Origin of the sequence: Aeromonas sp. s9 (genome assembly GCF_040907765.1) — a bacterium.
In the GTDB taxonomy this organism is placed as follows: Bacteria; Pseudomonadota; Gammaproteobacteria; order Enterobacterales; family Aeromonadaceae; genus Aeromonas; species Aeromonas caviae.
Genome location: NZ_JBFOCK010000015.1, coordinates 101,607 through 117,414 on the forward strand (window position 1 = coordinate 101,607; position 15,808 = coordinate 117,414).

Consider the following 15,808-nt stretch of genomic DNA (forward strand, 5'->3'; position numbering starts at 1 on the left):
CGCAGCCCGCAGGATGGCGGCGCCGGTGATTACTGGCGAATGAGGCGCAGGTTCGCCGGAACCGGCTCCCAGTCGCTGCGGAAAGGGTTGATGTCCAGGCCGCCGCGGCGGGTGTAACGGGCATGGACGGTCAGTTGTTCCGGGGCGCAGAAGTGTTTGAGATCGGTAAAGATGCGCTCGATGCACTGCTCGTGGAACTCGTTGTGCTGGCGGAACGAGATGAGGTAGCGCAACAGCTTCTCCCGGTCGAGGCGCGGGCCGCGATAGTGGATCACCACGGATCCCCAGTCCGGCTGGCTGGTCACCAGGCAGTTGGACTTGAGCAGGTGGCTGTGCAGGGTCTCCTCCACGATCTCGCGACCGGCGGCCCCTTGCAGCAGGGTCTCGTCAAACTCGTAGCCATCCACCTCGATATCCAGGTTGTCGATGCACTCACCGGGCAGCTGGGCTATCTGGTGGGTGGCCTGGTCGAGGGTGAAGAGGGTGACGCTCACCGGGGCACCAGCGCAGCCACTCAGGTCCTGAACCAGCAGCGCTTGCACTGCCTCCAGGGAGTCGCAGCGGGTCTGGTTGAAGGAGTTCAGGTAAAGCTTGAACGACTTGGACTCGATGAGATTCGGGCTGGTGGCCGGCACAAAGACCTCCCCGATGGCAACCACGGGCTTGCCTTTGGCATTGAGCCAGGAGAGTTCATACAGGGTCCAGACGTCGCACCCCTGGAAGGGCAGTTCACCTCTCAGGCCAAGATCGTCGCGGTTCAGGCTGCGTGGCACGGGCTGCAGCAGACTCGGGGTGTACTGGCTGATGTAGGCGGACTGCTGCCCCAGGCTCAGGCCTTGCAGCGCACTGGCGCCGGCGTATCTCTCTTGTTTGCTCATGCTGGTTTGCTCACGCTTGTCTGATAAAGGGTTTGATGGTGCAATGGCCCGATTTTTCGATCAGGTACTTGCGGCCATCAGAGGCCGCTATTGTGGGGAATATCGATGTCGGATCAAGTCCTGTCTGCCCTGAAGCAGTTCTTTTTACGCTGGCAGCGCGATGGTGAAGGAAGGCGGGGGCTGCCCCTGTGTGACTGGGAGGCCGACTGGCGCTCTCCTTGCGAGCTGGATGAACCCAGGGAGGGGCGGGTAGCCTGGCGTCCGTTCCAGCGGGAGCAGGCAGTCGACTTCACGGCCATGGCGAACGCCCTGGAGCTGACCCTGCATCCCAGCGCCATCGCCCTGTTTGGCCACTGGTTCAGCCGCCCTCTGCCCTGCTCTTTCAAGGGGCTGCGCATCGAACTCATCCTGCCGTGGAACGACGCCGATCTGGATCTGCTCAAGGAGAACCTCATCGGCCACCTGCTGATGCTGCGCAAGTTGAAGCGATCCCCTTCACTCTTCATTGCCACGACCCGCAACGAGATGACGCTGGTCTCCCTCGATAACGAGAGCGGCCAGGTGTGGCTGGAGTGGCTGGACTCCGGACGGCGCCTGACGCTGGCCCCCTCGTTGCCGGCCTTTCTGGCGCGACTGGAAACCTTGCCCCAGTGATGCTCCAAAAGAGAGGGCCTTGCCACCTGGCAAGGCCCTCTCTTTTTAATGCGCCATTGTGCGCGGTGGGCACCTACTCCTTGAAGTCCCAGGAGAGGTTGGAGACCAGCCTGCAAGGCTCGCACTTGAAGTCGAAGATCTCGTGCAGGGGGGCGGCCAGCGCCCATGGGCCACCACAGCCAGGGCAGGGGCGAGCCCGCTCTTCGGCGGCGCTCAGGCCGCCTACCCGGTAGAGATAGTAATAGGTGGGGATGCCGCTCAGGACCTCCAGCCGTCTGGCGAGATCGCTGCCCCGGCGATGAAGGCGGCTGCCCACCTCGCCGATTTCGTGCAGGGCGGCGTGCTCGGCGATGGAGCCGTTCATCTGCAACTGATCGCAGGCTTCCCAATCTTCCTGCCACTTGATGATCTGCTTGTGATCACCGTTGGCGACGGCGGGCAGCCGATAGAGCGGGATGGGGGCGAAGTGATCGCCACAGCGCAGGGGGGAGCAACTGTGCAGGAAGCTGGTGTAGAGCAGCATCCAGCTGGGACGCTCCCCCTGCTCTGCGCACGGGTCCGTACTGTCCGAGAGCAGATCCGCCCCTTGCAGGTGGAGTTTGGGGGCGAGCAGGCCCGCCTGGTGCAGACCTTGCTCGGCAAGGGCGACCAGCTCGCTCTGGTTGTCAGGGTGCAGGCTGTCCTGCTCCGGGCAGACCACCCGGCTGACGAAATAGCCTTCGTGCATGCTGGTGGGAAACTCCCGCCCCAGGATCTGACCCTGATAGCGCAGCATGTCGAGGTAGTGGACGATGGCCCGCTCGGCCTCCCCGAGGGAGGTATCGCGGTAGCACTCAAAGGTGAGTTCGAGGATATACATGGCGATGGGTCAACCCGGCTTCTGGTTGAGCAGCAGATCGGTGAGGCGATCGACCTTCTGCTCCAGCCGGGCGAGCTGTTCGCTCAGTTGCTGAAGAGTGACGCTTTCCGTGGCCAAGGGGGACGCCTCGGGGGCACTGGCGGGGGCGGGCGCTGTCGCCGCGGGCTGGGGTTGTTGCTTCCACTGGCTCAACACCTTGAGCAGCTCGGCCATGGGCACGGGATGGCTGAGGCGGGCCTTGACCATGGCGGTAGAGGGGGTGATCCCCCTGGCACTGAGTTCGTTGGCTATCTGGATGATCTCTTGGGCTGACATCTTGGCTCCTGCACGGCCGTCTTGCTGCGGGTGGATAGTGGCACAGAGCTTAATCAAAGCCTGTCCATCAGGAAAGCGGAGCGAAGGGCGTGGGTGGCGAGAGGGAGGGGCGCCTGGGCGATGGAGGGAGGGGATTGGCGGCTCCGCGTCTACCCAACGCTGGCCGCCGGGAGTGCGGGGATCAGGTCCCCTGGCGCAGCATCACATCCAGTTGGTCGATGGCTTCCGCCCAGTCGGCGTCGTGGCTGAGGGCATCGCGCAGAAAGCCTGCCTGGGAAGGCGTCCAGAACGGCGCGTCGGGCAACTGGGTATGGCGATCGATGGGATGGTCGCGGATAAAACGCTGCTGGCTGATGTCGTCACTGGCCAGCCCCAGCTGGGCAAACAGGGCGGCCATGTCATGGGTGAGCAATTCCATGTCGGTACTCCTTGGAAGGGGGCTGTGGAAGAGTATAGCCAGCCCCCGTGCTCTCAAATCTAGGAGGGGAGACGATGGGGTGGCAGCTCGACACCGGCGACATGCAGCCCCTGCATGCAGAGCTGCCCCTGATAATGGCTCTCTCCGTCGCTGGAGAACTCGAACTGGTAGTAGGTGAGCAGGCGCAGGGGCTTGTGCCCCAGGGCACGGTGTGTCCGCGCCAGCGACAGCAGTTGCAGGTCGTGGTGCTGGCAGTAGCGGCGCATGTATTGCCAAGCCAACTCCGCCTGGCGGCGCTGTTGCCAGAAGGCCCAGCCAACGAGGCCGAGCAGCAAGATCCCAAGCATTTCTCCCATCAGCGGGTTCCTTCTGTGATGTGTGTGGGGCCCTGTTCACCTCAGGCAACAGGGCCGTTGTGTCGGGCCTAGGTGGCAGCGAACAGGCGACCGATGGCCAGACCCAGGGCCTCGCTGCGTTCGGGGTCACGCAGTTTTGCCAGCATATCATTGCGCAATGCCGGTAGCGTGACGAGCTCGGCAAATACCTGGTTGAAGAACTGGGTGGGTTGCAGGGCGAGCTGCTCCAGAAACAGGCCGAGCAGTTCGGGGTGTTTCAGATCGGGCCAGAGGCGGCCAGCGATGGCGAGGAGCAGGGAGGGGCTTGGCCGGGTTTGCAGCAGGGTCAGCAGCTTGTTGGTGCGCAGTCCGTTGCCCGGGCAGGAGGCCAGTGCCCGGCACAGATAGGCCAGGGTTTCGGGGTCAGGCTCGGCGCACTCCTGCTCCTTGCCGATGCGCTCCAGCAATGCGCCTTGCAGGGCAGGAGGCAGGGGGGCGTTCTCCAGGCTCTGGCACAGGGCGTAGAGGGGGGCCTGCGGCAGTACGGGCAAGGCCTTGCAGACCAGTGCCAGGTTGCGTTCAACCTGCAGCTGCTCCGCGAGATCTGCAAACCCTTGCAGTCCCAGGGCCTGCCACCCCTCTTCCCCCGGCGCCGCCAGATAGTGGCAGAGGGCCTCGTAGTAAGCGGAAGGGGCTTGTTCCAGCTGGCGGGCCAGCTTGGCGTGCACACTGGCCATCTTGGCCTCGGCCGGACGGAAGGTGTAGGGGTTGTCCGCCAGACGCTGGGCCTTCTCTTCGTCCAGTTCACCGGTGAGCTTGTAGCCCAGAGTCTCTACCACCTGATCCATGAAATGCTTGGGGCCGCTGGAGATGAGCAGGCCGCGTTCATCAAGGGCGAACTTGAGGAACCAGAGGTAGTGCCTGGATTCGGTCGGCTGGAAGAAGTGCACGCCGAGCCAGGCGTGCTGCTGCAACGGCCAGGGGTAGGGCTCCTGCTGCTGCTCGATGCGCACGAAGAGGTCGCTGGGGAGCGGGCGCACCTGGCGGCCCAGATCGAACAGCTGGAACTGGGTATCGGCCTGGGTCAGAAACTCGGTCAGGGTGTTGATGGAAGACATGAAGAGATCCCGCTTGAAGATAATGCGGGCGATTATAAGGGGGCTGCACCAGATAGCCAGAGGCGGTGATGCAGGGTATGAAGGTGACGGCAACATGGCAGCCATTGCGGGGTCGGTGTATAGTAGCGCCCCTTTTTGATGGCCGTATTGAGTGGGGCCCCGTCGCAGACCGGGCCCGCGATGAGGAAGTGAGCGAGATGAATCAATATCTGCTGGTTGCCGGTCTGCTGGGAGAGCTGACTGCCGAGTTGCAACGTCTGGAACGCTGGCAAGCCGACCATCCGGGGAGCGAGGCGCTGGCAAGCGAGCTGCCGTTTTGTGTCGATACCCTGAGTTTCGATCAATGGCTGCAGTTCGTGCTGATCCCGCGCATGGAGCAGCTGGTGCTGCTGCAGGCTCCGCTGCCGACCAGCGTCTCCCTCTATCCCATGGCGAGTGAGGTCTATAAAGAGGAGCTGGCGGAGGTCGAGGCCCTGCTTCGTCTGATCGCCCGTTTCGATCTGCTGCTCTCCGGCAAAGTGGTCGAACAATGATGGACGAGCAGACCCGGACAGCGGATGCCTTGCAGCCGACTCTGCTCTATCAGGATGACTGGCTGGTGGCGGTGAACAAACCGTCCGGTCTCCTGGTGCACCGCAGTTGGCTCGACAAGGCCGAGACCCGTTTCGCCATGCAGATGACCCGGGATCTGATCGGGGGTCGTCATGTCTACCCCGTGCACCGACTGGACAGGCCCACTTCGGGTGTGCTGCTGTTTGCTCTCGATCCTGCCGTGGCCCGTACCCTGACCGAGGCCTTTGCTGCCCGTCAGGTCCACAAGGAGTACCTGGCACTGGTGCGGGGATGGGCCCCCGAAGAGGGGCTCATCGACTATCCGCTCAAGGAGCAGCTGGACAAGATTGCCGATGCCTTCAGCGACCCGGATCGCCCCGCCCAGGAGGCGGTGACCGCGTTTCGTCGTCTGCATCAGGTCGAGCTGCCCTTCGCCGTCTCCAAGAAGCATCCCACCAGTCGCTACAGCCTGGTCCGCCTCTTTCCCAAGACGGGGCGTAAGCACCAGCTGCGCCGCCATCTGGATCACCTGTTCCACCCCATCGTCGGTGATACCACCCACGGGGATGGCCGACACAACCGCTTCTTTCGCGAGCACTACGGGTGCGACCGCCTGCTGCTGATCGCGCACCGTCTGAGCTTCGAGCATCCGGTGCTCAAGGTGCCGATGCGGATCCAGGCGCCCCTGGGCCCCGAGGTGCTGGGTCTGTTCGCCCGTCTGGGCTGGCCTGCCAGCGAGCAAGACTACGGCGCCTGAGCCTCTTTCCATCTGTTGCCTCTGACCGGGCTGTGGCATGCTGTAACCCAGGTACGTCAGAGGAATGACTTATGGCTCAACGAGATATCGCCTGCGCAATCGCGTACCCCCCGCCTGTTCAGGGGGGCTCTTCCTACCCATCCCGGTCTTGCCGGGCCCAATGTCTGTCCCTGAGGAGTCGCTGATGGCCGAGATCGACATCCTGGTCGGCACCGTCTACGGCTCTGCCATGCTGGTGGCCGAGACCCTCTGTGACCACCTGCAAGCTGATGGCCATGTCTGCCAGATCTTCGATGACGCGGCGCTGACCGACATCGATGCCTCCCGCTTTCTGCTCATCGTGACCGCCACCACGGGGCAGGGGGATATACCGCCCAATTTGCAGTCCTTTGCCAGTGCTCTGGCCGATCGTGCTCCTTATATGAAGGGATGGCGCTATGCCCTCATCGCCATGGGAGACAGCAGCTATGAACACTTCTGCGGAGCGGGGCGATCGCTGGATGCCCTGTTGCAGGAGCTGGCTGCCGAGCCACTGGTTGTGCACCTGGAAATCGATGCGACGGTAGAAGATGAGCCTGAAGTGGCGGCGCTGGCCTGGTTGAAAACCTGGGAAAATAGACTGTAGCCAGACCCTTCTCCCCGAGAATAAATTCACCTCCGTGAGTGTGCTATCGGGGGTGTTTTATTTTTGGGGCGTCACGCCTCAGCCCCCAAATATATCCTCTCTTTCGTCCGGTTATTTTTCTCGCCAATGATGATAAGCGATTGGCCATATTCATCATCAACCACGACAAATTGAAAAATTAAAAGTTCCGCATTGAAAGCGATTTCAGTCATGTTTTTGCTACTGCGGCATGGATTTATCACTTAACTCTCGTTGCAAATTAATACTTGAAAGCGCTTTCTTTGGTTATTATTTTTCTTTTTTGTGCTTATCTTGGGTGGTTGGTGCCAAAAAATGAAAATTAATTGACATTTTGTGGCTGTGGTTGTCGGTGGCGTGCGATTTGTCATCGTTTTGTGAATCAGCTCATGTTTGCAGGGAATTTGGGTACCTATAATCGACCTCGGTTATCACCAAAACGTTTTTCCGGTGATAAGAACTTGAATATCAGGATCACACTCCTCTCAGCGGGAATAAGGAAAATGAAAATGAAAGCAAAGTGGCTCCCGATCGCTGCAGCAGTAACCGCAGCCCTGGCTTCCCAAGCCGCCTTCGCCGTTGATTTCCACGGCTACTTCCGTTCCGGTGTCGGTGTTTCCGGTGACGGGGACATGGTCAAATACAACGTCAACAAGGTTGGTCGTCTGGGTAACGAAAATGATACCTACGGCGAAGTCCAGCTGGGTCAGGAAGTCTTCAACAAAGATGGCAAGACTTTCTACGTAGACTCCATGTTCGCCATGGCGTCCAACGGCTCCAACGACTGGGAAGGTACCGGCACCGTCTGTAACTTCGATGCCAAGCAGTGCAACGGCGACTCCGACTTCGCCCTGCGTCAGTTCAACGTGCAAGCCAAGGGGCTGCTGGGCTTCGCGCCGGAAGCCACCCTGTGGGCCGGTAAGCGTTTCTACCAACGTCACGACATCCACATCTCTGACTTCTACTACTGGAACATCTCCGGTGCCGGCGCCGGTATCGAAGGCATCCAGGCTGGTCCTGGCAAGCTCTCCCTGGCCTGGGTCCGAAACGACCGCAGCGCGGGTGATGTCTTCGGTCAGTACACCCAGACTGGTGTAGATGGCAACGGTGATCCGGTTTACCAGAAGAACGAAGATCTGAACGTCAACACCCTGGACGTGCGTTATGCCGGCATCCCGCTGTGGCAGGACGGTTCTCTGGAAGTGGGCGCCATGTATGCCCTGGTCAATGAGACAGACGCCCAGAAAGATCTGAAGAACGACAACATGAAGAACGGCGTCATGCTGACCGCCGAACTGACCCAAGGCATCTTCGGTGGCTTCAACAAGACCGTACTGCAGTACGGTACCGAAGGCTACTCCAAGACCATGGCCTACTACGGTGATGGCTCCTGGTACGGTGCCGAAGCCAAAGCCGGTGCCGATGGCTACCGTATCATCAACTGGGGCGTCATCCCGATGGGCAACTCCTGGGAGATGGGTCACCAGCTGGTCTACGGGGTAGGCAACGAGATGTGGGATACCAACGACAAGACCGAAACCATGTCTGTCGTAGTTCGCCCGATGTACAAGTGGGATGACTTCAACAAGACCATCTTCGAAGGCGGTTACTTCAAGGACAAGACCAGCTATAACAATGGCGCTGCCGATGACAAGGATGCTGGCTACAAGCTGACCCTGGCTCAGGCCTGGTCTGCCGGCTCCAGCTTCTGGGCCCGTCCGGAAATCCGTGTATTCGCTTCCTATCTGGCGAATGATGAAGACAAGGAAGTGTTTGAAGGCAACACCTCCAAAGACACCTATCAGGTTGGCGTACAAGCAGAAGCCTGGTGGTAAGCAATATCTTCAGTTAAGTTAGTCACTGCCCCCTTATGGGGGCAGTTTTGTTTCGCATGATGTGGCAACCGGGTTATGGAGATAAGAAGAATGAAACTGGTAAAGATGTCTATCGCGGCCATGGTTACCGCGCTGCTGGCCGGTTGTTCCGGTAGCATGGTGGTGCCCGTGCAGGAGCACGCCTCCATTCTGAGTAATGCCGATCAGGCCAAGCAGGCGCTCTCCCAGGCAACCAGTTGTTGCACAGGGTTCAACGAATTCAATTATGTCTCCCTGCCGGAAGGCGAGACGCTGCTGGCCATCGACGGCAAGCAGCCCAGTTATCAGTTTGACGAGGGCATGAGCTATTTTGCCGCCTATCGTCTGCCGGCCAATACCGGCAATCTGGCCATCACCCTGGCCTCCCAGGTCAGCAAGACGGTACTGGTTCCCAAGGTGATCATGCTGGATGCCCAGTTCAAGGTGACTCGCGTGCTGGGTGAGTCGGTCTTTGCCTATCAACCAGCCCACCTGCTCGACAACGACAGGATTGAGGGGCGTGTGTTTGTGGACCGCAGTATGCCGGGCAATCCCGCCACTGAAACCTATATGGTGGTCTATGCGCCGGCCAACGAGACGGCGGGCAGCACCACCATCTTGCACCCCGCGAAGGCCTTTGCTCGTGCCAACGGCACGGTCGAGCCGGATATCAAGGACCCCGTGATCCCCCATTCGCCCTGGGGTCTGGTACAGATAAAGGTCACGGACATGGCCAAGGGACAAGGCCTGGAAGCCGTGTTCAAGCCTGAATACGCCGACAAGGTGGCGATGAGCCAGGCCAAGCCTGCTACCACTGCCGTGGCTGCGACGGCGGCCACCACGGCAGCCGTTGCCGCAGCGCCGAGCAAACCGGCTCCCGCCATGCTGAGTGAGACCGAGAGCTTCTACAACGCCCAGATCGAGAAAGCGGTGAAGGTCGGTGATATCGACAAGGCGATGCAGCTCGTGAATGAAGCCGAGCGTGCCGGTTCAACCAAGGCGAAATCGGTCTTTATTGATGCAGTGAAACGTTCACAGAAGAACTAAATATCTCGGTTTATTAAAATCGATATTTATTGGAGGCCTCCCTTGTTGGAGGCCTTTTTAATCGGTAGACTGGATAATATAAATCCGCAATAAGTTACATTTGGTTACAGTGAGTATCACTGAGTATTATTTGGTTTCTTTGTGATTTGTTTTGAAGTGGTTTATTTCTTTTTGCGGCGAAGCTATAACAATACGAAATAATATTCAAGATAGCCCCCTCTCTGCTTATTTATTATCTTGTGATCTCTCCTCCAAATTTATTATTCCCTTGTTTCCGACAGAGGCATTTCCACCCCCGCTGGGTTATATTCTGCTGGTCAAAATAAGCAACCCGGAAAACGCATTTGGCGCAGTGACGGATGAAGCACATCGTCATCAATAAACTGCCCTGAGTCGTTGTCGGAAAAAAAATCCATTCAGGAGCGCACACATGTTAAAAAATGCTTTCTCTAATCTGCAAAAGGTCGGTAAGGCGCTGATGCTGCCCGTATCGGTCTTGCCCGTTGCAGGTATTCTGCTGGGGGTGGGTGCTGCCCACTTCAGCTGGTTGCCGGAAATCGTCTCCCAACTGATGGAGCAGGCCGGTGGTTCCGTATTCGGCCAGATGGCTCTGCTGTTCGCCGTGGGCGTCGCCCTTGGCTTCACCAATAACGACGGTGTTTCCGGCCTGTCCGCCATCGTCGGCTACGGCATCATGACCGCCACCCTGACTGTGATGGCGCCTGTGATGGGTGTCGAGAAGATCGATACCGGTGTGCTGGGTGGTATCCTCGCCGGTGGCGTGGCTGCCTGGGCGTTCAACCGCTTCTACAAGATCCAGCTGCCAGAGTACCTCGGCTTCTTCGCTGGCAAGCGCGCCGTGCCCATCATCACCGGTTTTGTTTCCATCGGTCTGGGTGTCGTGCTCTCCTTCATCTGGCCGCCGATTGGTGGTGCCATCGGTGCCTTCTCCGACTGGGCTGCCAACCAGAACCCGGTCCTGGCCTTCGGCATCTACGGCGTGGTTGAGCGCTCCCTGATCCCGTTCGGTCTGCACCACATCTGGAACGTGCCGTTCTTCTATCAGGCTGGTACCTGCGTCAACGCCGCCGGTGAAACCGTACACGGCATCATGACCTGCTTCCTGACTGCTGATGACGCTTCCCGTGCTGCCGGTAACGGCTTCGGTCAACTGGCGGGTGGCTACCTGTTCAAGATGTTCGGTCTGCCTGCTGCCGCGTTTGCCATTGCGCACTCCGCCAAGCCGGAAAACCGCGCCAAGATCGTAGGTATCATGGCTTCTGCTGCCCTGACCTCCTTCCTGACCGGTATCACCGAGCCTATCGAATTCTCCTTCCTGTTCGTGGCCCCGGTACTGTACGCCATCCACGCTCTGCTGGCAGGTCTGGCCTATGTCCTGACCAACATGCTGGGTGTCGTTCACGGTCACACCTTCTCCAACGGCTTCATCGACTTCGTGGTGCAATCTCCGCGTGCCGACAACATGCTGCTGCTGGTGGGTCTGGGTCTGGTCTACGCAGTCATCTACTACGTGGTCTTCACCGTGGTCATCCGTGCCATGAACCTGAAAACTCCGGGTCGTGAAGACGAAGCCGCTCAAGAGTCCTCTGCCGGTCAAAGCAAGGACGAGATGTCTGCTGCACTGGTCTCCGCCTTCGGTGGCAAAGAGAACATCGCCTCTCTGGACGCCTGCATCACCCGTCTGCGTGTCGGTGTGAAGGATGTGGCCAAGGTTGACCAGGCTGGTCTGAAGAAGCTGGGTGCCGCCGGTGTGGTGGTGGCTGGTTCCGGTGTACAAGCCATCTTCGGCACCAAGTCCGACAACCTGAAAACTGAAATGGACATCTGGATGAAGAGCAACTGATTGTCGCTCCGATATCCGAGTTCCGAAAAGGGAGGCGCAAGCCTCCCTTTTTGCTGGGTTGCGTTTGGTGGCGGGACATGTGCGGGGACTTTCCTGACGGCGCCAGCATGGTGTGACCCAATGAAAAAGGCGCCCTTGGGCGCCTTTGCTGCATCAGACCGGCTTAAAGCTTTTCGAGATCCCGTTCTATCTCGCTGATCTTGTTCTGCACCACTTTTTCCAGATGACGCAAGTCGCGCAGTATTTTCTGCTTGATGTCCGGGTCGGCGGAAGGCTGGCCGCCCTGGGTCAGATTGTCCAGCTCATCCACCACGTATTTGAGGTTGGCGTTGATCTCGGTGACATCCTTGTACTCATGGGTCCCCGAGTCGACCAGCATGGTCTTGCGCTGGCGGGGGTATTTGAATTTGACGCTCTTGGCGAAGAATTCACCCTTCTGCTTCTTGAAATAGATCTTGAGGATGTCGTGGTTGGCTTCCTGGCGCAGGGTGTAGCTGTCCACCGAGGTGGGTTCCTGGATCCCCAGGCTCTTGAGATTCTCGTACATCGGGCTTCCTTGGTTTGAAACGATCCTGACCCCTCTATCTTACCCGAGTCCGGACGCCTTGCCTGTGACAGGCGCGCCAAATTCAAATTGGTGTCAAAAAGGTCTTCTTTAATCAATGAGCCAAGGGGGAGGGGTGAACGCCTTGCCAGCACTGCCATAAGCGGTATCGTCTCATGGGGGTGTGCAGTGCTGGTGGGGCAGGGGGGAGTTGGCGCCCACCCATGAGAGCGGGCATGAAAAAGGGCACCAGAGGTGCCCTTGATGACATCGGCGTGGATTACTCGTCGATGGAGCGCAGCAGGGCGTTGATGCCGACCTTGGCGCGGGTCTTGGCATCCACCTTCTTGACGATGACGGCGGCGTAGAGGCTGTACTTGCCGCACTTGGAGGGCAGGGAGCCGGAAACGACCACGGAGCCGGCCGGGACGCGGCCGTAGTGGATTTCGCCGGTTTCGCGGTCATAGATGCGGGTGGACTGGCCGATGAAGACCCCCATGGAGATGACGGAGCCTTCCTCGACGATCACCCCTTCCACCACTTCGGAACGGGCACCGATGAAGCAGTTGTCTTCGATGATGGTCGGGTTGGCCTGCAGTGGCTCCAGTACGCCGCCGATGCCGACGCCGCCGGAGAGGTGCACATTCTTGCCGATCTGGGCGCAGGAGCCCACGGTGGCCCAGGTGTCGACCATGGTGCCTTCATCGACGAAGGCGCCGATGTTGACGTAGGAGGGCATCAGCACGGTGTTCGGGGCGATGAAGGAGCCTTTGCGCGCGGTCGCGGGCGGCACGACGCGAACACCGGCAGCCTTGAACTGCTCTTCGGTGTAGTTGGAGAACTTCAGGGGAACCTTGTCGTAGTACTGGGCATCGTCGCCCTTGATGATGCCGTTGTCGTTGATGCGGAAGGAGAGCAGCACGGCCTTCTTCAGCCACTGGTGGACGACCCACTCGCCGGCAATCTTCTCGGCAACCCGGGCTTTGCCGGAGTCCAGCAGGTCGATGGCTTCCAGAATGGCGGCCTTGGTGGCGGCATCGACGGAGCCGGGGGTGATGGAGTCACGGCGCTCGAAGGCCGCTTCGATGGTCTGTTGCAACTGGGTCATGACAGGTTTCCTTTATAAAATTCTGTTTGTTGTATCACACTTTTCCAATCGTTTTTAAGGGCTCTCGCCGATTTCTTCAGAATCAGGGCGATTTATTGTACTTGAGTGGTCCAACCATTTGTTCTGATTGAGGAATCAATACGTCAAAAAGCCTCTTTCGAGGCTTCATCCGAGCGTGTCAGGCACTCTCGCCAACCGGTTCCTGGGGGTTGAGCTGATTGACCAGCTTCTCCTCGAGGGCTTGCTGCTCCTCCGGGTTCAGCGGCTCTCCGGCCAGGGTGGTGAGGCTGAAGAAGTCCTCCACCCGCTCACCGATGGTGGTGATCTTGGCGGCATGGAGGGAGAGGTCGCACTGCTGGAACACGGCACCGATACGGGCCAGCAGGCCCGGGGTATCCAGGGCTGTCAGCTCCAGCAGGGTGTGGCGGTTTTCCCCCTTGTGGGGCAGGAAAACCACCCTGGTCGGCACGCTGAACTGGCGGTGGCGTCTGGACAGGGGCTTGCTGCGCAGTACCAGCTTGCCCGGCTCCTGAAGGGCTTTCTCCAGCGCCTTCTTGATGGTGGCGGTACGGTTGGGGCTGATGGGCTCGCCGTTTGGCTCCAGCACGATGAAGGTATCGAGCACGTAGTCGTTGCGCGAATTCATGATCTGGGCGTCGTGGATGCTGAGGTTCTTCTGATCCAGCGCCGAGGCCACGGTGGCAAAGAGGTTGGGGGTATCGCGACAATAGATGAACACCTCGCTACCGCCCCGTATGGGATGCTTGCCGATGAGCACCAGGGGGGCCGGGTTGTCACCGTGGGCGATGATCTTGCGGCAGTGCCAGGCGATCTGCTCCGGGCTGTGGCGCAGGAAGTAATCGGCCTTGAAGTCGTTCCAGAGGGCGGTGACCGCCTCCTGTGGCATCTCGCGCTGGGTCAGGATCTGCCTGGCCTGGCGCTGGTTTTCACGGATCTTGAGGCGCATGTCCGGCGGGTTTTCCAACCCCTGGCGCAGGGCCTTCTGGGTGGCGAAGTAGAGTTCGCGCAGCAGGGTGCCCTTCCAGTCGTTCCACAGACTGTCGTTGGTGGCACAGATGTCGGCCACGGTCAGGCAATAGAGCAGGTCGAGGTGCAATTCATCCCGCACCTTCTGGGCGAAGTCGGTGACCACGTCCGGGTCGTAGATGTCACGGCGCTGGGCGGTGACCGACATCAGCAGATGGTGGCGCACCAGCCAGGCGACCAGTCGGCTCTCGTAGCGATCCAGCCCGTGCAACTGGCAGAACTCCAGCGCATCCACGGCCCCGAGTTCGGAGTGATCGCCGCGCCTGCCCTTGGCGATGTCGTGGAAGAGGGCGGCGATGCTGAGCAGCTCGGGCTTGCGCAACTGGGTGAACACCTCGTGGCAGAGCGGGTGAGTCTGGCGGCTGGCTGGATTCGGGAAGCGATGGATGTTCTGCAGCAGCCGATGGGTGTGCTCGTCCACCGTGTAGGCGTGGAACATGTCGAACTGCATCTGGCCGACGATGAGGTTCCACTGGGGCAGGTAGGCCGCGAGGATCCCGTACTTGTGCATCAGGGTGAGCGGCTGGCCGATGCCGTTGGGGTGGCGCAGGAGCGCCATGAAGAGACGGCGGCACTCGGGTAGATCTTGCAGCCAGCAGTTGAGGGTGCGTCTGGCCTCGCGCAACTGGCGCAAGGTGGCGGAGTGGATGCCGGCGATCTCCGGGTGCTGGGCTATCTGGTAGAAGAGTCGCAGGATGGCGGCAGGATCCCGGCCGAACAGCTCGGAGTCCACCGCATCGATGAGGCGGCCGCGCAGCTGGAATTCGTCGCTGATGCGGCGCACGTCCATGGCGGTGTTGCCAAGAATGGCCTCGTCAAAGAGTTGCAGCAGCATCTCGTTGAGTTCGGCCACCCGTCGCACCGTCTGGTAGAAGCGCTTCATCATCTGCTCGACCGGGCCGTTTCCTTCCCCCTCGAACCCCAGCATCTGGGCCACGGTGCGCTGGCGGTCGAACAAGAGGCGGTTGTCCCCCTTGTTGATGGCCATGTGCAGGGCGAAGCGCACCTTCCACAGGAAGTTCTGACAGTCGAGCAGCTCCCGGTACTCGGCCCGGTTGAGAAAACCGTGGCTGGTCATCTCGAACAGGGTGGTGGCGCCGAAGTGGCGGCGGGCGACCCAGGCCAGGGTCTGGATGTCGCGAAGGCCCCCGGGATTGTTCTTGAGATCCGGCTCCAGCTTGTAGGCGGTGCCGAGAAACTGCTGGTGGCGCAGGGCCTGCTCTTCGCGTTTGGCACGAAAGAAGGCTTCGCTCGGCCAGAAGTGCTGGGGCTGGGTGGCCGCCTGCAACTGCTCGAATCCGGCCAGGCGACCCGTGATGTAACGGGCCTCGATGAGGTTGGTGGCAACCGTGATGTCGTTGCGGCCCTGCTCGATGCACTCGGCCACGTTGCGCACCGACTGCCCCACTTCCAGCTTGAGATCCCACAAGAGGGTGATGAACTCGCCGATGCGAAGCCCCAGCACCTCGTCCAGTTCATCTCCTTCGTAGAGGATCAGCAGGTCGATATCGGAGTGGGGATGGAGTTCGCCGCGGCCATAGCCGCCTACCGCGATCAGGGTGAGCTCGGTCCTGTCGAAGCCGAACTTGTGCCAGAGCCTGGTCAGCAGCGCGTCCATGTATTCGGAGCGGGTGGCCACCAGTTCGATGATGTTGTCACCGGCGTCGAAGCGCTCATGCAGCCAGGCGAGAAAGCGGCTCAGGTACTCCTTGCAGTTGTCACGGGTGAGCTGATCGTCTGGTAGCAGATGGGGAGAAAGCAGGCTGGCATCCATGGCATGTCACACTCTCGGTCGGGCCGGGTAAAGAGCAACCCC

The 15,808-nt window shown here is 60.0% G+C and carries 17 protein-coding genes; 7 read left to right on the forward strand and 10 right to left on the reverse strand.

Annotated elements, in window-relative coordinates:
* Positions 1 to 29: 29 nt before the first annotated feature.
* Positions 30 to 878 carry an NADPH-dependent 7-cyano-7-deazaguanine reductase QueF gene (gene queF / locus AB5Y54_RS02590; RefSeq protein WP_139701019.1) on the reverse strand — a complete coding sequence of 283 codons (849 nt, stop codon included), beginning with the start codon at positions 876 to 878 and terminating at the stop codon, positions 30 to 32.
* 105 nt (positions 879 to 983) lie between these two features.
* Here queF and syd point away from each other — a divergent pair, with 105 nt between their 5' ends.
* The gene (gene syd, locus AB5Y54_RS02595) at positions 984 to 1,532 is read left to right on the forward strand and encodes a SecY-interacting protein (RefSeq protein ID WP_139701021.1); all 549 of its coding nucleotides are present in this window, start codon (positions 984 to 986) and stop codon (positions 1,530 to 1,532) included.
* Between the two features lie 73 nt (positions 1,533 to 1,605).
* Here the strand turns inward: syd and AB5Y54_RS02600 are convergent, their stop codons facing one another.
* From AB5Y54_RS02600 to AB5Y54_RS02620, 5 genes are all read right to left on the reverse strand, one after another.
* A complete protein-coding gene (locus AB5Y54_RS02600) occupies positions 1,606 to 2,391 on the reverse strand; it encodes a Zn-ribbon-containing protein (protein ID WP_201984430.1) in 786 nt (261 codons plus the stop codon).
* Between the two features lie 9 nt (positions 2,392 to 2,400).
* The gene (locus AB5Y54_RS02605; RefSeq protein ID WP_203764453.1) at positions 2,401 to 2,706 is read right to left on the reverse strand and encodes a DNA-binding protein; all 306 of its coding nucleotides are present in this window, start codon (positions 2,704 to 2,706) and stop codon (positions 2,401 to 2,403) included.
* A gap of 181 nt (positions 2,707 to 2,887) precedes the next feature.
* Positions 2,888 to 3,124, reverse strand: a complete 237-nt coding sequence (locus tag AB5Y54_RS02610) for a DUF2789 domain-containing protein (protein ID WP_039039420.1) — start codon at positions 3,122 to 3,124, stop codon at positions 2,888 to 2,890.
* A gap of 59 nt (positions 3,125 to 3,183) precedes the next feature.
* The gene (locus AB5Y54_RS02615) at positions 3,184 to 3,480 is read right to left on the reverse strand and encodes a DUF3301 domain-containing protein (RefSeq protein ID WP_039039421.1); all 297 of its coding nucleotides are present in this window, start codon (positions 3,478 to 3,480) and stop codon (positions 3,184 to 3,186) included.
* A gap of 68 nt (positions 3,481 to 3,548) precedes the next feature.
* Entirely contained in the window at positions 3,549 to 4,577 is a 1,029-nt protein-coding gene (locus tag AB5Y54_RS02620; protein WP_049636270.1) for a DUF3549 family protein, read from the reverse strand.
* A gap of 197 nt (positions 4,578 to 4,774) precedes the next feature.
* Here AB5Y54_RS02620 and AB5Y54_RS02625 point away from each other — a divergent pair, with 197 nt between their 5' ends.
* The 3 genes from AB5Y54_RS02625 to AB5Y54_RS02635 all read left to right on the forward strand — a co-directional run bounded on the left by AB5Y54_RS02625 (position 4,775) and on the right by AB5Y54_RS02635 (position 6,511).
* A complete protein-coding gene (locus AB5Y54_RS02625) occupies positions 4,775 to 5,110 on the forward strand; it encodes a YqcC family protein (protein ID WP_010673392.1) in 336 nt (111 codons plus the stop codon).
* Positions 5,107 to 5,886, forward strand: coding sequence for a tRNA pseudouridine(65) synthase TruC (truC, locus tag AB5Y54_RS02630; RefSeq protein ID WP_010673393.1), 780 nt, complete (start codon positions 5,107 to 5,109; stop codon positions 5,884 to 5,886). The genes AB5Y54_RS02625 and truC overlap by 4 nt, the downstream gene beginning before the upstream one ends.
* 184 nt (positions 5,887 to 6,070) lie before the next feature.
* Entirely contained in the window at positions 6,071 to 6,511 is a 441-nt protein-coding gene (locus AB5Y54_RS02635; RefSeq protein WP_041211289.1) for a flavodoxin, read from the forward strand.
* 71 nt (positions 6,512 to 6,582) lie between these two features.
* Here the strand turns inward: AB5Y54_RS02635 and AB5Y54_RS02640 are convergent, their stop codons facing one another.
* Complete coding sequence (locus AB5Y54_RS02640; RefSeq protein ID WP_155488369.1) at positions 6,583 to 6,723, reverse strand: hypothetical protein; 141 nt, start codon at positions 6,721 to 6,723, stop codon at positions 6,583 to 6,585.
* Positions 6,724 to 7,038: 315 nt separating this feature from the next.
* Between AB5Y54_RS02640 and AB5Y54_RS02645 the strand changes: the two genes are divergently transcribed.
* From AB5Y54_RS02645 to ptsG, 3 genes are all read left to right on the forward strand, one after another.
* Complete coding sequence (locus tag AB5Y54_RS02645; RefSeq protein ID WP_048208175.1) at positions 7,039 to 8,364, forward strand: maltoporin; 1,326 nt, start codon at positions 7,039 to 7,041, stop codon at positions 8,362 to 8,364.
* A gap of 90 nt (positions 8,365 to 8,454) precedes the next feature.
* Positions 8,455 to 9,429 carry a MalM family protein gene (locus AB5Y54_RS02650; protein ID WP_048208174.1) on the forward strand — a complete coding sequence of 325 codons (975 nt, stop codon included), beginning with the start codon at positions 8,455 to 8,457 and terminating at the stop codon, positions 9,427 to 9,429.
* A 430-nt stretch (positions 9,430 to 9,859) separates the two neighbouring features.
* Positions 9,860 to 11,293 (forward strand): PTS glucose transporter subunit IIBC, encoded by a 1,434-nt coding sequence (gene ptsG, locus AB5Y54_RS02655; RefSeq protein WP_010673398.1) that lies wholly within the window; start codon positions 9,860 to 9,862, stop codon positions 11,291 to 11,293.
* A 163-nt stretch (positions 11,294 to 11,456) separates the two neighbouring features.
* Here ptsG and AB5Y54_RS02660 read toward each other — a convergent pair whose 3' ends face one another.
* The 3 genes from AB5Y54_RS02660 to glnD form a co-directional block, all read right to left on the reverse strand.
* Positions 11,457 to 11,840 (reverse strand): DUF3461 family protein, encoded by a 384-nt coding sequence (locus AB5Y54_RS02660; RefSeq protein WP_039039426.1) that lies wholly within the window; start codon positions 11,838 to 11,840, stop codon positions 11,457 to 11,459.
* Positions 11,841 to 12,117: 277 nt separating this feature from the next.
* Positions 12,118 to 12,945 carry a 2,3,4,5-tetrahydropyridine-2,6-dicarboxylate N-succinyltransferase gene (gene dapD, locus AB5Y54_RS02665; protein ID WP_010673400.1) on the reverse strand — a complete coding sequence of 276 codons (828 nt, stop codon included), beginning with the start codon at positions 12,943 to 12,945 and terminating at the stop codon, positions 12,118 to 12,120.
* Between the two features lie 178 nt (positions 12,946 to 13,123).
* Positions 13,124 to 15,766: a bifunctional uridylyltransferase/uridylyl-removing protein GlnD gene (glnD, locus tag AB5Y54_RS02670; protein WP_368153185.1), complete on the reverse strand. Its 2,643-nt coding sequence runs from the start codon at positions 15,764 to 15,766 to the stop codon at positions 13,124 to 13,126.
* Positions 15,767 to 15,808 lie beyond the last annotated feature (42 nt).

Excerpts from the sequence above, each read along its gene's own strand:
- queF (WP_139701019.1), bottom strand. The coding sequence starts at position 878 with ATGAGCAAACAAGAGAGATACGCCGGCGCCAGTGCGCTGCAAGGCCTG.
- syd (WP_139701021.1), top strand. The coding sequence starts at position 984 with ATGTCGGATCAAGTCCTGTCTGCCCTGAAGCAGTTCTTTTTACGCTGG.
- AB5Y54_RS02600 (WP_201984430.1), bottom strand. The coding sequence starts at position 2,391 with ATGTATATCCTCGAACTCACCTTTGAGTGCTACCGCGATACCTCCCTC.
- AB5Y54_RS02605 (WP_203764453.1), bottom strand. The coding sequence starts at position 2,706 with ATGTCAGCCCAAGAGATCATCCAGATAGCCAACGAACTCAGTGCCAGG.
- AB5Y54_RS02610 (WP_039039420.1), bottom strand. The coding sequence starts at position 3,124 with ATGGAATTGCTCACCCATGACATGGCCGCCCTGTTTGCCCAGCTGGGG.
- AB5Y54_RS02615 (WP_039039421.1), bottom strand. The coding sequence starts at position 3,480 with ATGGGAGAAATGCTTGGGATCTTGCTGCTCGGCCTCGTTGGCTGGGCC.
- AB5Y54_RS02620 (WP_049636270.1), bottom strand. The coding sequence starts at position 4,577 with ATGTCTTCCATCAACACCCTGACCGAGTTTCTGACCCAGGCCGATACC.
- AB5Y54_RS02625 (WP_010673392.1), top strand. The coding sequence starts at position 4,775 with ATGAATCAATATCTGCTGGTTGCCGGTCTGCTGGGAGAGCTGACTGCC.
- truC (WP_010673393.1), top strand. The coding sequence starts at position 5,107 with ATGATGGACGAGCAGACCCGGACAGCGGATGCCTTGCAGCCGACTCTG.
- AB5Y54_RS02635 (WP_041211289.1), top strand. The coding sequence starts at position 6,071 with ATGGCCGAGATCGACATCCTGGTCGGCACCGTCTACGGCTCTGCCATG.
- AB5Y54_RS02640 (WP_155488369.1), bottom strand. The coding sequence starts at position 6,723 with ATGACTGAAATCGCTTTCAATGCGGAACTTTTAATTTTTCAATTTGTC.
- AB5Y54_RS02645 (WP_048208175.1), top strand. The coding sequence starts at position 7,039 with ATGAAAGCAAAGTGGCTCCCGATCGCTGCAGCAGTAACCGCAGCCCTG.
- AB5Y54_RS02650 (WP_048208174.1), top strand. The coding sequence starts at position 8,455 with ATGAAACTGGTAAAGATGTCTATCGCGGCCATGGTTACCGCGCTGCTG.
- ptsG (WP_010673398.1), top strand. The coding sequence starts at position 9,860 with ATGTTAAAAAATGCTTTCTCTAATCTGCAAAAGGTCGGTAAGGCGCTG.
- AB5Y54_RS02660 (WP_039039426.1), bottom strand. The coding sequence starts at position 11,840 with ATGTACGAGAATCTCAAGAGCCTGGGGATCCAGGAACCCACCTCGGTG.
- dapD (WP_010673400.1), bottom strand. The coding sequence starts at position 12,945 with ATGACCCAGTTGCAACAGACCATCGAAGCGGCCTTCGAGCGCCGTGAC.
- glnD (WP_368153185.1), bottom strand. The coding sequence starts at position 15,766 with ATGGATGCCAGCCTGCTTTCTCCCCATCTGCTACCAGACGATCAGCTC.